12 protein-coding genes, 16 tRNA genes and 1 rRNA gene are annotated in these 12,292 nt (G+C 44.5%); 1 reads left to right on the top strand and 28 read right to left on the bottom strand.

Annotated features, from left to right (window positions below; all coding sequences use genetic code 11):
• Positions 1-15: 15 nt before the first annotated feature.
• Both zwf and IFO66_RS12800 read right to left on the bottom strand, forming a co-directional pair.
• Positions 16-1,557: a glucose-6-phosphate dehydrogenase gene (gene zwf, locus IFO66_RS12795; RefSeq protein WP_192025513.1), complete on the bottom strand. Its 1,542-nt coding sequence runs from the start codon at positions 1,555-1,557 to the stop codon at positions 16-18.
• A 122-nt stretch (positions 1,558-1,679) separates the two neighbouring features.
• Positions 1,680-2,483 carry a YwmB family TATA-box binding protein gene (locus IFO66_RS12800; protein ID WP_192025514.1) on the bottom strand — a complete coding sequence of 268 codons (804 nt, stop codon included), beginning with the start codon at positions 2,481-2,483 and terminating at the stop codon, positions 1,680-1,682.
• Between the two features lie 116 nt (positions 2,484-2,599).
• On the opposite strand from IFO66_RS12800, the gene IFO66_RS12805 reads away from it, so the two are divergent.
• Positions 2,600-3,070, top strand: coding sequence for an LSm family protein (locus IFO66_RS12805; protein ID WP_192025515.1), 471 nt, complete (start codon positions 2,600-2,602; stop codon positions 3,068-3,070).
• 92 nt (positions 3,071-3,162) lie between these two features.
• Here IFO66_RS12805 and IFO66_RS12810 read toward each other — a convergent pair whose 3' ends face one another.
• The 26 genes from IFO66_RS12810 to IFO66_RS12935 all read right to left on the bottom strand — a co-directional run.
• Positions 3,163-3,813: a response regulator transcription factor gene (locus IFO66_RS12810; RefSeq protein WP_192025543.1), complete on the bottom strand. Its 651-nt coding sequence runs from the start codon at positions 3,811-3,813 to the stop codon at positions 3,163-3,165.
• On the bottom strand, positions 3,773-4,900 hold the full coding sequence (locus IFO66_RS12815; protein ID WP_192025516.1) for a sensor histidine kinase: 1,128 nt from the start codon (positions 4,898-4,900) through the stop codon (positions 3,773-3,775). Before IFO66_RS12815 ends, IFO66_RS12810 begins: the two co-directional genes overlap by 41 nt.
• Before the next feature lie 36 nt (positions 4,901-4,936).
• The gene (liaF, locus tag IFO66_RS12820) at positions 4,937-5,584 is read right to left on the bottom strand and encodes a cell wall-active antibiotics response protein LiaF (protein WP_192025517.1); all 648 of its coding nucleotides are present in this window, start codon (positions 5,582-5,584) and stop codon (positions 4,937-4,939) included.
• A gap of 121 nt (positions 5,585-5,705) precedes the next feature.
• A complete protein-coding gene (locus IFO66_RS12825) occupies positions 5,706-6,389 on the bottom strand; it encodes a PspA/IM30 family protein (protein WP_192025518.1) in 684 nt (227 codons plus the stop codon).
• 1 nt (position 6,390) lies between these two features.
• Positions 6,391-6,876 carry a PspC domain-containing protein gene (locus IFO66_RS12830; RefSeq protein ID WP_192025519.1) on the bottom strand — a complete coding sequence of 162 codons (486 nt, stop codon included), beginning with the start codon at positions 6,874-6,876 and terminating at the stop codon, positions 6,391-6,393.
• 7 nt (positions 6,877-6,883) lie between these two features.
• A complete protein-coding gene (locus IFO66_RS12835) occupies positions 6,884-7,552 on the bottom strand; it encodes a PspA/IM30 family protein (RefSeq protein ID WP_192025520.1) in 669 nt (222 codons plus the stop codon).
• 51 nt (positions 7,553-7,603) lie between these two features.
• Positions 7,604-7,903 carry a LiaF transmembrane domain-containing protein gene (locus IFO66_RS12840; protein WP_192025521.1) on the bottom strand — a complete coding sequence of 100 codons (300 nt, stop codon included), beginning with the start codon at positions 7,901-7,903 and terminating at the stop codon, positions 7,604-7,606.
• A 335-nt stretch (positions 7,904-8,238) separates the two neighbouring features.
• Entirely contained in the window at positions 8,239-9,774 is a 1,536-nt protein-coding gene (locus tag IFO66_RS12845; RefSeq protein ID WP_192025522.1) for a flotillin family protein, read from the bottom strand.
• 73 nt (positions 9,775-9,847) lie between these two features.
• A complete protein-coding gene (locus IFO66_RS12850) occupies positions 9,848-10,366 on the bottom strand; it encodes an NfeD family protein (protein ID WP_192025523.1) in 519 nt (172 codons plus the stop codon).
• A gap of 188 nt (positions 10,367-10,554) precedes the next feature.
• Positions 10,555-10,636: transfer RNA gene (locus tag IFO66_RS12855), tRNA-Leu, on the bottom strand.
• A 15-nt stretch (positions 10,637-10,651) separates the two neighbouring features.
• Positions 10,652-10,728, bottom strand: a tRNA-Arg gene (locus IFO66_RS12860).
• Between the two features lie 21 nt (positions 10,729-10,749).
• Positions 10,750-10,823 (bottom strand) — tRNA-Cys (locus tag IFO66_RS12865).
• Between the two features lie 3 nt (positions 10,824-10,826).
• Positions 10,827-10,901, bottom strand: a tRNA-Gly gene (locus IFO66_RS12870).
• A gap of 6 nt (positions 10,902-10,907) precedes the next feature.
• A tRNA-Gln gene (locus IFO66_RS12875) sits at positions 10,908-10,982 on the bottom strand.
• A gap of 10 nt (positions 10,983-10,992) precedes the next feature.
• Positions 10,993-11,068, bottom strand: a tRNA-His gene (locus IFO66_RS12880).
• Between the two features lie 36 nt (positions 11,069-11,104).
• Positions 11,105-11,178, bottom strand: a tRNA-Trp gene (locus IFO66_RS12885).
• A 4-nt stretch (positions 11,179-11,182) separates the two neighbouring features.
• A tRNA-Tyr gene (locus IFO66_RS12890) sits at positions 11,183-11,267 on the bottom strand.
• Positions 11,268-11,271: 4 nt separating this feature from the next.
• A tRNA-Thr gene (locus tag IFO66_RS12895) sits at positions 11,272-11,347 on the bottom strand.
• Between the two features lie 14 nt (positions 11,348-11,361).
• A tRNA-Phe gene (locus IFO66_RS12900) sits at positions 11,362-11,437 on the bottom strand.
• Between the two features lie 44 nt (positions 11,438-11,481).
• Positions 11,482-11,558 (bottom strand) — tRNA-Asp (locus IFO66_RS12905).
• 11 nt (positions 11,559-11,569) lie between these two features.
• Positions 11,570-11,646 (bottom strand) — tRNA-Met (locus tag IFO66_RS12910).
• Positions 11,647-11,653: 7 nt separating this feature from the next.
• Positions 11,654-11,729 (bottom strand) — tRNA-Val (locus IFO66_RS12915).
• Positions 11,730-11,827: 98 nt separating this feature from the next.
• Positions 11,828-11,902: transfer RNA gene (locus IFO66_RS12920), tRNA-Glu, on the bottom strand.
• 6 nt (positions 11,903-11,908) lie between these two features.
• A tRNA-Ser gene (locus IFO66_RS12925) sits at positions 11,909-12,000 on the bottom strand.
• A 4-nt stretch (positions 12,001-12,004) separates the two neighbouring features.
• Positions 12,005-12,080 (bottom strand) — tRNA-Asn (locus tag IFO66_RS12930).
• Positions 12,081-12,150: 70 nt separating this feature from the next.
• Positions 12,151-12,292 (bottom strand): 23S ribosomal RNA (locus tag IFO66_RS12935); the annotation flags it as partial.

A 12,292-nucleotide genomic window follows, 5' to 3' on the forward strand; every position in this document is an offset into this window, starting at 1 on the left:
CCTTGGCTGCTAGGCTTACTTCCACACAACCGTATCTTCGTCTTGTCCATTTACTGGCCACCAATGGAAGCCATCTTCTGCTAACATTTCATTAGCACGTTCCGGTCCCCAAGAACCAGCAGGGTAGAAGTGAAGATCCTCATTCGTCTGCTTCCAAGCTTGAGCAATTCGATCTACGAATGCCCATGCTTCAGATACTTCATCCCAACGAGTGAAGTACGTGGAATCACCACGTGCCGCATCAAAGATAAGACGTTCATAAGCCTCTGGCGTATTGATACCAACGATGCTGCTCTGACAGAAGTCCATCGCAAGCGGCTGAACACCACCTTCTGATCCTGGCTTCTTCCCGTTGATGCGAACGTATATGCCTTCCATCGGATTAACGCGAATAACGAGCAAGTTAGGCTCTAGATTATGCTTGGAGCTCAAGTACACTCTAGACGGAATGCTCTTGAATTCTACAACAACTTCCGTTGTCTTTACCGGCAATCGCTTGCCTGTACGGATATAGAACGGCACTCCTGCCCAGCGGAAATTATCTACATAGACACGCGCACCCAAATATGTCTCCGTTGTGGACTCAGGATTTACTTTGTCTTCTTCACGATAACCAGGCAATTCCTTACCATTGAGTGAGCCAGCGGAATATTGTCCACGGACAACATTTCCAACAACCTCTTCATCGGATTCATAAGTCCGCAAGGAACGTAGAACTTTCACCTTTTCGTCCCGAATATCTTCAGGATGCAGGCGGCTTGGCGGCTCCATCGCAATCATCGTGAGCATCTGAAGCATATGATTCTGAGCCATGTCGCGCAATGCTCCCGCTTGATCGTAATATCCGCCACGCTCTTCGACACCAACCGTCTCGGATAACGAAATTTGAACATTTGCAATATGCTTGTTGTTCCATAATGGCTCAAAGAACGCATTTGCAAAACGAATAACTTCAATATTTTGAACCATCTCTTTGCCTAGATAGTGATCAATACGATAAATCTGATCTTCATTAAACACAGAACGAAGCTCTTCATTTAATTGCTTAGCAGATTCCAGATCATATCCAAAAGGCTTTTCAATCACTAGTCGTGACCAGCCTTTCGTATCCAACAAGCCACCGTCACGTAGATTGTATGACACTGCACCAAACAGCTCTGGTGCCAATGCTAAGTAGAACAGACGATTGCCAGGGATATGGAATTCATGCTCCAACTGTTGGGATTGCTGCTGCAATTCACGGAAACCATCAACATTGTTAATGTCGAGTGGCTTATATTCGAAATGCTTCGCAAACTCATTCCAATCTTCATCCTGCTGTACATCATAGCGACAAAACTCATCAATTGCTGCACGTACATCCTCACGGAATTGCTCTTGCGTACGAGGACGGCGAGCTAAACCAACAACAGCAAAGTTCTTCCCAAGCTTGTCCTCACGGTACAAGCTGTAAATGGCAGGGAACAGCTTCCGGCGGGCCAAATCACCTGTAGCGCCGAAAATATAAAATATCGCACCTTCAGCCAGCATGGTCTCTTGATTGTTCATCTCTGTCATCTCTCTCCATTCCTTAACACTCGTGTATGTAAACCTTCTGTTAAATTCGAATGTGATGCCATTTTAGCATATAACATTCATCTATTCCATATTTCCTAGTATATCTACTTTAATAATTCACTTTAATATTCACCAGCAATTAATGGAGTCCCTAATGTAAGTCTCGTTATCCCTTCCCCTGCCAGCTCATGTACTGCCATTTGCAAATTAGCGACACCGGACTTCATCTTAATACCTTCCCCCATATAATCCGTCTCATACGATACACTACGAGTACGAATATCTTCATAATTATCTATAGGTTTAGCATGCCCTAACAGCTGCATCTTTCGGTGCATTTTCCCCCACATAGAATCTAGCGTCCCTACTGCTTTCGTACGAATTTCACTGTTCCACAACACAGAATGATTATTGGCTTGAAGCGCCTTATGCAAATGCTCCCCTTCATCAACAATGTGCTCCTTACCATTCAGTTCCACCCCAGTTAAGTGAATAGTAAAGTACAACCTTCCATCTTGTTCTGCAAATACAAGTATTTCCCGCTTCCAATTTGAACCTTGGTCATTAGCACGCAATACTTCTTGACCTCGTTCTTCTCTAGCAACGAATGGCGTTGCAACCTGTATACTCTCTTTCCATTTTAACGCTTCCTGTTTCCAATCCTCAGCTTTAATCAAATAACTGCCCTGCATAATGATCTTCGTTTCAAAGTTAGCTCCTCCACTATGCTGCGCAAGCTTCCACAAATTGTTAACTTTCTCTGTAATAGAAAGCTGTAACGCATGCCCCGCTTCGTTTGACACTATGTGCCTTGTATCATTACTAAGCAGTACACTATCTTTTACTCCAACAATGATTATAATCACGACCAATAGTACAATAACACCACCACTTATCCCTAAAGTCCAACTTTTTCGATTGCTCACTTTACCTCTCTCCTCCTTATTACATAGAAAATATTTATCTAGGTAATCGTCTATACACATTTGACTATAGACGAATAAACTACCTCAGCACTGTATTTTGAAAGGAGGAACTTTGCATGTTACCTATTCAGGTAAATGAAAATGAAATCAAAAAATTTTGTGGACGGCCCATTTGTGTCGTTACAAATGACGGCAGACATTATATAGGACGACTCAGCTCTTGCGCCGACGGCAGACTGATTTTAAACGAAAATCCGTACCATGTTCAATCTCACAGCCATATTCCCATCCTAACGGACAACCAGCATCCTACTAAACCTGAATATAAAAAGAAAAAGAATACCAACTCAACGCGAAAAAAGAAAGGAACAACAGGGAAAACAACATCAGATTCTGATTTTAATCCTAATTTCGACTACGAAGTTGGTCATCCCTATAACGGCAATCCGTATGGAGAACCCTATTCTAATAGTTACCCAGGAACAGTGCCTGACGGCTTCCCCCCACCCTATCCCTATCCTCCGTATAGAGGAGCATTTGGATTTGATTTGGCTGCCATTGCGTTCCTGTTTCTTCTGCTTTTATAATGCCCCTGCAATACGTACATTCAGCCGTCAAAAGAAGTTACAACCATACAACAGCCCGACGGCATGATGTCGTCGGGCTGTTCATTCTGTCGTTATTCAGCTAATCCATTCTTATACGCATAAATCGCAGCTTGCGTACGATCCTCAACTTCCAACTTAGCTAATATGTTTGTAACATGGAACTTAACCGTCTTTACGCCTATAAAGAGCTCGTCAGCAATATCTTGATTCGACTTACCTTGTGCAAGCAATCGCATGACTTCCATTTCACGATCAGTCAACTGCTCATGAGCGGCTTGCGCTTGCTTAGGCTGACGGAAACGATTCATCATCTTGGAGGCCACTTGCGATTCAAGCACAGACTGACCACGTGCTGCCGCTCGGATGGCATCCGCAACCTCATTTGCACGAGAGGTCTTCAGCAAATAGCTGAATGCTCCTGCTTCTATTACAGGATACATCTTCTCATCATCCAGATAACTAGTAAGCACAATTACTTTACAGTCAGGATACAACTGTAGCAGCTTGCGTGTCGTCTCAATGCCATCCATACCATCCATAACTAGATCCATGAGTACGACATCTGGCTTATACTCTTGTGCTAGGCGTATACCATCCATCCCGTTTCCCGCTTCGCCAACGACCTCAATCCCGTCTTCTGTACTTAATACAGCGGCCAAGCCAATCCGAACCATTTCATGATCATCCACCAATAGAACTCGAATGTTCTCTGATCTCTCCATATCCGTCGTCTCCATTGCCATCTGCTTCAATGTCCTCCTTCCAGATCGAATTATCCGTCACAACGGGTACACGAATCTCAATTCTAGTTCCTTTGCTCGGTGCTGTAATGAATTGTATAGAACCACCTACCTCGTGGACTCGTTCTTGCATCGTCCGCAAGCCATAGCTGGTTTGCTTTGAATCCTGCCACTCAAAGCCTACACCATTGTCTCGAATCATTAAACGAACATGGTCTTCCCGATTCTGTATTCGAATCTCCATTCGTTCTGCCTTAGAATGACGAAGTGTATTAGACATCGCTTCTTGAATAATGCGAAATAGATGGTTCTCTACACCTTTAAGGAGACGAATATCATCATCCACTTCACATTGAATCTCGATAGGGACCTTCATTTGCAACTCACGAACCAATTCCTGAACACCTTGAATAAGTCCTTTACCTTCCAAATGCACGGGTCGTAAATGTAGCAACAAGGCTCTCATCTCTGATTGAGCCACGGAAGCCATCTCTTCAATCAATTCAACTTGACGCTCAGCGCGATCAAAGTCGCGACCAAGTGTACGCTTTACTGCTGTCGCTGTCATAGATATCGCGAACAACTGCTGACTAACGGCATCATGCAGCTCCCGCGCCAATCGTTGGCGCTCTTCAATAATAGCTGTTATACGTGCTTGTTCAGCAAGCTGAGCATTGTTCGTAGATAACCGCTGTAAAGAAGTAACTTGCTCTTCCCAACGCTCACTCACTCTTCCCAACTGCTCAGCCAACTGCCCAAGCTCGTCTGTCCCTAACTGAGGTATAGGGCGGGATAAATTCCCCTTTTCTAAGAGCACCATTGATTCGCGCAGCAGCTCAATTCTTCTCTTTGTCTTGTAACCTTGATAAAAAGCGAACAAAATCGTCACTGTACATACAGCGAACAGCGTCCATAATGTTGCAATTACGCCTTCCATCCACGTTTCAAATGGTCTTACATATCCTGCTGACTGGAGCATATATACAATGATAAAAAATAAAGCAACGGAAAAGAGAAGTGTCTCCCCGATCGTGCGGAAGACCATGTTTCCTGATTTTTTAGGGTGCATAGCGACCTTCTCTCCCTTCTATCCTACCCTATTATTTTAATGGATTCGAATATCTATGTCTCCTATGATGTAAGACAAGTTCAACTTAACCTTCTGTTCCGTTAATTCATAGTGTGGAGAACGCCATGTCCATTTATTGAAGAAGCCCGTTTCTTTATTATGTTCTACATCAATATGACCAAATAAAACGGTTGCCTCGATTTCAACGCCAATATGATCTGGAATTGTAATATCTACATCACCCATAGCACCTTGGAAAAAAAGAGTCGTTTCAGGTTCATCCAACAACGCTAACGATAAATCGATATCACTCTCCCCAATTACATGCCACAAGCTTTGGCTTTGTAAATGAAACGGAACACGATCCCATTTTAAGCTGCTAGCAAAACTATGCCGCTTCATCATTTGCTCATGTCGCTGCACAGCACGCATTCGAAAATAAAATACGCCAAATGACAGAAGAACAATGCCTATAAACAGTGCCAGATGCTCAAGAAGCAAAATGGCTCCACCGATAGCGATTAACGTATAGCCAATCTTCACATCCATCGTTCTTACCTTGCGCACTCCAAATATAATCATAACGAGAGCTAAAAACGTACCGAAGGTAAGAAACTTGCCAATAAGAATGATAATCCCCGCGAAGATGAGCACATAAGCTAGTATTCGATTGTCTGTTTTCATGCCGCACCTCCTGTCATCAATAGTCGGCTCTTTTACGCAACGGCACGAATGGCGATGCATGCTGCATCGCCATTCAGTCTAACTACTACAATATCATATATTTTAAATGAAGCGAATACGTTTATTCCTTTTTACCAAGCTTTTGCTTAAGAGCAGCTAATTGCTCTTCTACTGCCAACTCTTTAGCTGGATCAGCTGGTGGCTGATAGGAACCAGCACCTTGATACGAGCCGTAAGGAGCACGCATTACTTCTGCTTCTGCTTCCAATTGCATAATCTTCTCTTCCATACGGTGGAAGCCGCGAGCTGCGCCACCTGCTTCAATTGTATGCAAGGAGCTGATTGTGTTCATTTGCTTGCGAGCTTTTGCCATTTGTGCACGTGCAGCAAGCTCATTGCGTTTGTTACGAAGCTTGTAGAACTCATCTTTCATTGTGTGCAATTGGTGCATCAGTTCTTGTGCTTGAGACTGAGCCTGTGCATGCAAGTCACCGAACTCATTCACTTTTTGATCGTAGTACAATTTTTCTTCAAGAAGCTTACGAGCTACTTCTTCTTGACCAGCCTGCAAAGCACGACCCGCTTGTGTCTCACGGTCAGCAGAAATACGAAGTGCTTCATCATAGCGATGCTTAATACGGCGTTCATTTGCCATTTGCTTGGCAACTGTTACCTCTGCTTGATGAATTTCCAATTCCATATCGCGCAAGTATTGATTCAACATCATTACCGGATCTTCTACCTTATCCAACACTTCATGTACCGATGCTTTAGTCATGTCCTTAATACGTTTAAATACTCCCATTTTACTTGTCCCCTTTCTCGTAACGAGCTAAGCGCTCTTTCAATTGTTCAATTTCGCGTTTCATTGCTTTCTTTTCAATGTCTTCCATCATAGAATCTACAGAAGAACGATTCATGCCACTTTGGTTAGAGTGGTTGTAAGACTGTCCTGCAAATTCATTGCCATTGCGGTAACCATTTGGTTGTTGTGCACCGTAACCATTGGAGAAGTCTCCACCTGGCGTATACGTACGGCTGTTATAATTATTAGGCTCATAATAGCCATGTGGACCTTGATTTCCATATGGCCCATAAGGATTTTTAGGCTCCTTTGGAACAACGAGTGCTACTAAGAAGTAAGCTAGCAACAACGTTCCTCCGGAGAAAACCACACCTAGTACGAACAAGATTCGTATAAAGGATGCGTCAAATCCGAAATACTCGGACAAGCCTCCACATAGTCCGCACAATTTAGAGTCGCGTGCGGAGCGATAAAATTTCTTTTGCATAGCTTACTCACTCCTTCGAGGTGTTCAACTTCTGCTTCAAGCGCTGCAGTTCCTGATCCAGCTTCGACTCGCGCTCAAGGCCCCCGTTATATCCGCCATTCGTTCCACGAACATCACGGATACTGTTCGTTTCCCATTCCATATCATTAACGCGATCTTCCAAGCGGCGGAACATGCCGTTCACTTGTTGATGACCGTATTGTCCAATACGCTCATTCATACGCTGTTGTAAATGGATGGTTTGCATACGAGCAATGTAGATTTGGCGCTTATCATATGCAGATTGGAATTCATTCTTAAGTGCCTGCAGTTGAGCTTCTAACTCCAAAATGGCCTGCTTGCTCTTCTCATACAGTTCCGTATAGTGAATGACTTTCTCCTCATGCATCATCTTCTCTTGCAAAGCAAGCTTAGCAGCAAGTTCTTCGCCAGCCTTCAATGCAATCAAAGCCTGTTGTTCACGGCGCTCACGCAACTCCTCTGCTTGATTGAGTTGACGCTTCATTTGATTCGCATGAACTAAGTATTGGTGGTAAAGCCTCTCTGCTTCCTCTATCTCATGTCGAGTTTTTAAGAGGAAGCTATCAATAACGCGTATCGGGTCTTCGGAACGTTCTAGATGTTCATTCAACGTTGCCAATGTAATATCCCGTACTCGCTGAAATATATTACTCATGCACTGGGTACCTCCTTTGTGCTAGTTGTACAGTTTACATCATGGTGTGAGTTAATATCGGTAGTCGCGTTTATCTTTTAGCATCTTTACACCAAATCCAATCATCGCGATTGCGATAATTAAACCGATGAACCAAGCGAATTCGCCAATTAAGGAGAAGGCACCGATAATAATAAACAACCCACCGAAGAATCGATTGCCGGCTTTCACACCATAATAACCAAGAGCGATCAATGCGATAGGAATTAAGTACTCCATCAACCCACCAAGCAACCATCCTAGCTTACTTAGCAAGATAATTCCTCCGATACCTATCAGAAGCAGGGCTATCGTGTTTCCTTTTCTCTCCACGTTGTTCGTCACCACCTTTCTGCGTCGTTTGCTTATGTCTTTATTTTAGGTTGTTTGCCAACGATTCAAAACAGGCTGAGGACGGTATTTGCACCTAGACTCAAGTCGGGGAACCTCACCAACCTGCGATAGGCTCATCTCCCAAACCTAGTTACGGCCCTTACGGCATACTGCCTTAAGGGCCGCTCACAACTGCTACAAATCTTGCATGCTACTCCCTAAACACATCTATTTCATCATACATGGACTGCTTACTCCTTTATTTCTAAGATGTAGGTCTAAGATGTAGGGTCTAAGATCTATTTCTTAGACCCTACATCTCATCGGCCTTATGCCTAAGAATTGTCCTCAGAAGTAACAGCGATAGTTGTATCAGGAAGTTTAGGTTGCTGTTTATACTGCTCGAACAACCCACTGTCAGCAGTTGGCCCATCGGTTAGACGCTTTACTATTTTCTCAATATCAAGACCAGATACATCTTTAAGCATTTGTGGGGCTGTCGCCATTAGCTCAGTAACATAGTTACTAACGCGTGCCGCGCCCTCTCCTTTGCCCGTATCAACGACCGTCAACTTATCAATCGAACGAATAGGATCAGCAATGCGACCCGCCAATTCTGGAAGCATCTTCATCACGATATCCAATACCGCAGCTTCTCCGAACTTCTCAAATGCTTCCGCTAATTTCTGCTTCGCCTCTGCTTCAGCAAGACCACGTAAACGAATCACTTCCGCTTCTGCTGTACCACGTGCACGTTCTGCATCTGCATGCGCCAAGCCATCCATACGCTTCTGTTCAGCATTTGCCTTAGCTTCTGCTTCAATTCGGTACTGCAATGCATCAGCTTCGAGCACTTGGCGCGCCTTCTCTGCCTCTGCAGCCTGAACCACAGCATAACGTTCTGCGTCCGCCTTCTTTTTCATTTCTGCATCGTACTGTTTTTCCCTACGTAATATTTCTTTTGCTTCGAGATCAATTTCCCGTTCTCTGCGAACAATTTCAACCTGCATCTGTTCTTCCACAACCGTCTGCTTCGAACGAGCCTCTTGAATATGATAAGCCTGGTCCGCTTCCGCTTTAGCGGTATCCTGCTCTCGTTTGAAGGAAGCAATTTTCAACTCTTTCTCTTTAGACGCCTCCGCAACATTCGTATCGCGCAGCAATTCAGCCTTCATCCCCTGCTCATCCGCATTCGCCTTTTGAATACGAGCATCCCTCACAGCCTCAGCCTCAGCGACTTCAGCATCACGTTTAACTGCTGCAATACGTGGCTTACCTAAGGCCTCTAAGTAGCCATGTTTATCTCTTACATCTTTTATCGTAAAGGAAACAATTTGTAGACCCATCTTCTTCAAATCTCGAGCAGCAACTGCCTGCACTTCTTGAGCAAATCGATCGCGATTGCGGTACACTTCCTCAACCGTCATGGAACCAAGTATCGCTCTAAGATGCCCTTCCAACACTTCTTGTGCCTCACTCTTTAATGATTCTGTTGGTTTACCTAGAAATTGCTCTGCCGCAGTCGCTATATCTTCTACAGAGCCTCCCACCTTAATAATAGCCACAGCATCTGTCAACACAGGAACTCCCTGTTCTGTGTATACTTCGGGTGTAGTAACATCTAGCTTATGAGATAATAATGATAGAAATTGAGCCTGTTGAAAAATAGGGATAATGAATGCTCCACCGCCACGAACAATTTTCATGCTGCGTCCGGATTCATCCTTACTTACATTTTTAGTCCCGAGATAAGATCCCGTTACGATCATCGCTTCATCCGGGCCCACTGTTTTGTACCTAGCCCAGAAGGCTAAAGCAATTACGACAAGTACCCCTACTACGATAAGTGGGATGAGAAACACATCATTCATACAATCTCTCCTCTTTTTCAATTATTGATAAACGACCTTGAGCGCTCAATCTAAAATCTGTACATAACTGGCTCTATAAGCGCTGCAACTCCTCCATAGGAGAAACATAGGCCGTATGATCTCGAACGTCGATAATGACAACTTTCGTGTAAGAAGGAATATCAATACCATCGAACGATGCCGCTATTTGATTAGTAGCACCTGTCTTGGAGTGAATAATGATTTCACCATAACCTTGTGAAGGAATAGAAGTATGAACTTCTGCTATGCTCCCAATAAGATCATTCAGAGAGAAAGCAATAGAATGTTCACTCTTTGCTATCGACTTTAAGTAAAAGAAGTACATGATAGTGGAGACCACAACTGCAGCACATAAAGAAAGCACAAATATAAGCCATGGTAATAAGTCTGAGTAACGTATGAGTAAAATACCAGATGCACCTAACGAAGTAAGCCCACCGATTAGAACAGCAGGTTGTAGAAATGGAATATGTATAACCTCACCGATTGCGGCATCCACATCTCCAAATAATAGTGTTATAGCAGCATAGAAGATGCCTAGAATCAATAAACTCCAATATAGAACTTCCATAGCCTCACTCCTTCGTTTTTTGAACTAAAGCAGCGGTACAGATGAGCTAATAATATAAATATGAAGGATATACAATTCAATACGGATCAGCACACAATAAGTTTCAAAATATGGAAGTGGATAAGAAATAAGATACATAGACACAAAAAAACTCTTGAGATATTCTCAAGAGTTGAACTTGTTAAGTATGGTGCCGGTGAGAGGACTCGAACCTCCACGGTTTCCCTCACGATTTTGAGTCGCGCGCGTCTGCCATTCCGCCACACCGGCATATTTAATTTTAATTGGCGCGCCCTAAGAGATTCGAACTCCTGACCTTTTGATTCGTAGTCAAACGCTCTATCCAGCTGAGCTAAGGGCGCTCAAGCACATAACAAGTAAAATGGAGGCGCCACCCAGACTCGAACTGGGGGTAGAGCTTTTGCAGAGCTCTGCCTTACCACTTGGCTATGGCGCCTTATGGAGCGGAAAACGGGATTCGAACCCGCGACCCTCGCCTTGGCAAGGCGATACTCTACCACTGAGCTATTTCCGCATTTAATGGCTGGGGATATAGGATTTGAACCTATGCATGACGGAGTCAAAGTCCGTTGCCTTACCGCTTGGCTAATCCCCATTAGATAATTTGGGGCGACCGAGGGGAATTGAACCCCCGAATGCCGGATCCACAAACCGGTGCGTTAACCACTTCGCCACGATCGCCAAATTTCTAAATAATAATTTTCTTTTAAATCATCCTGGCAGGGGCAGCAGGAATTGAACCCACACTAACGGTTTTGGAGACCGCTGTTCTACCTTTAAACTATGCCCCTATAATGGTGGAGGCTGATGGATTCGAACCACCGAACTCGTAGAGAGCAGATTTACAGTCTGCCGTGTTTAGCCACTTCACTAAGCCTCCATAATGGTGCCGGCGATAGGAGTCGAACCCACGACCTACTGATTACAAGTCAGCCGCTCTACCAACTGAGCTACACCGGCGTATTAAACTTTAATGGTGGTTCGGGACGGAATCGAACCGCCGACACGAGGATTTTCAGTCCTCTGCTCTACCGACTGAGCTACCGAACCTAATTATAAAATCATTCATTCCAATTACTCGTCGTTAGTTGAAATGGCGGAGCTGACGGGATTCGAACCCGCGGTCTCCTGCGTGACAGGCAGGCATGTTAGGCCTCTACACCACAGCTCCACGATTTTATTTGGTTGCGGGGGCAGGATTTGAACCTACGACCTTCGGGTTATGAGCCCGACGAGCTACCGGACTGCTCCACCCCGCGATATTAATGGTGGACGCTGACGGGATCGAACCGCCGACCCTCTGCTTGTAAGGCAGATGCTCTCCCAGCTGAGCTAAGCGTCCATGTTATTTGCTGGTTCATTTCCCAGCGACTCTTATATCTTATCAAGTTTCGCTCGACTTTTCAACCATCAATTTTTACCAGTTTGTGTTATTGAAAGTGGTGACCCGTAGGGGATTCGAACCCCTGTTACCTCCGTGAAAGGGAGGTGTCTTAACCCCTTGACCAACGGGCCGTATTCTGGCGGAGAGAGGGGGATTCGAACCCCCGAGACGCTTTTGGCGCCTACACGATTTCCAATCGTGCTCCTTCGACCAACTCGGACATCTCTCCATAATGGCTCCCCGAACAGGACTCGAACCTGTGACAACTCGATTAACAGTCGAGTGCTCTACCAACTGAGCTATCAGGGAATATTATATGTTACAAGGTTATACCTTGAAAACTGATCGCAAATTGATTAAAACGCTTCTTCATATTCATTAGGATAAGCCCTCGACCGATTAGTATTCGTCAGCTCCACACATTACTGTGCTTCCACCCCGAACCTATCAACCTCGTCGTCTTCAAGGGGTCTTACTAATTGGGAAATCTCATCTTGAGGGGGGCTTCGCGCTTAGATGCT

Source organism: Paenibacillus arenosi (genome assembly GCF_014841135.1).
Classification (GTDB): domain Bacteria; phylum Bacillota; class Bacilli; order Paenibacillales; family Paenibacillaceae; genus Paenibacillus_B; species Paenibacillus_B arenosi.

Excerpts from the sequence above, each read along its gene's own strand:
- zwf (WP_192025513.1), bottom strand. The coding sequence starts at position 1,557 with ATGACAGAGATGAACAATCAAGAGACCATGCTGGCTGAAGGTGCGATA.
- IFO66_RS12805 (WP_192025515.1), top strand. The coding sequence starts at position 2,600 with ATGTTACCTATTCAGGTAAATGAAAATGAAATCAAAAAATTTTGTGGA.
- IFO66_RS12810 (WP_192025543.1), bottom strand. The coding sequence starts at position 3,813 with ATGGAGAGATCAGAGAACATTCGAGTTCTATTGGTGGATGATCATGAA.
- IFO66_RS12815 (WP_192025516.1), bottom strand. The coding sequence starts at position 4,900 with ATGCACCCTAAAAAATCAGGAAACATGGTCTTCCGCACGATCGGGGAG.
- liaF (WP_192025517.1), bottom strand. The coding sequence starts at position 5,584 with ATGAAAACAGACAATCGAATACTAGCTTATGTGCTCATCTTCGCGGGG.
- IFO66_RS12825 (WP_192025518.1), bottom strand. The coding sequence starts at position 6,389 with ATGGGAGTATTTAAACGTATTAAGGACATGACTAAAGCATCGGTACAT.
- IFO66_RS12830 (WP_192025519.1), bottom strand. The coding sequence starts at position 6,876 with ATGCAAAAGAAATTTTATCGCTCCGCACGCGACTCTAAATTGTGCGGA.
- IFO66_RS12835 (WP_192025520.1), bottom strand. The coding sequence starts at position 7,552 with ATGAGTAATATATTTCAGCGAGTACGGGATATTACATTGGCAACGTTG.
- IFO66_RS12845 (WP_192025522.1), bottom strand. The coding sequence starts at position 9,774 with ATGAATGATGTGTTTCTCATCCCACTTATCGTAGTAGGGGTACTTGTC.
- IFO66_RS12850 (WP_192025523.1), bottom strand. The coding sequence starts at position 10,366 with ATGGAAGTTCTATATTGGAGTTTATTGATTCTAGGCATCTTCTATGCT.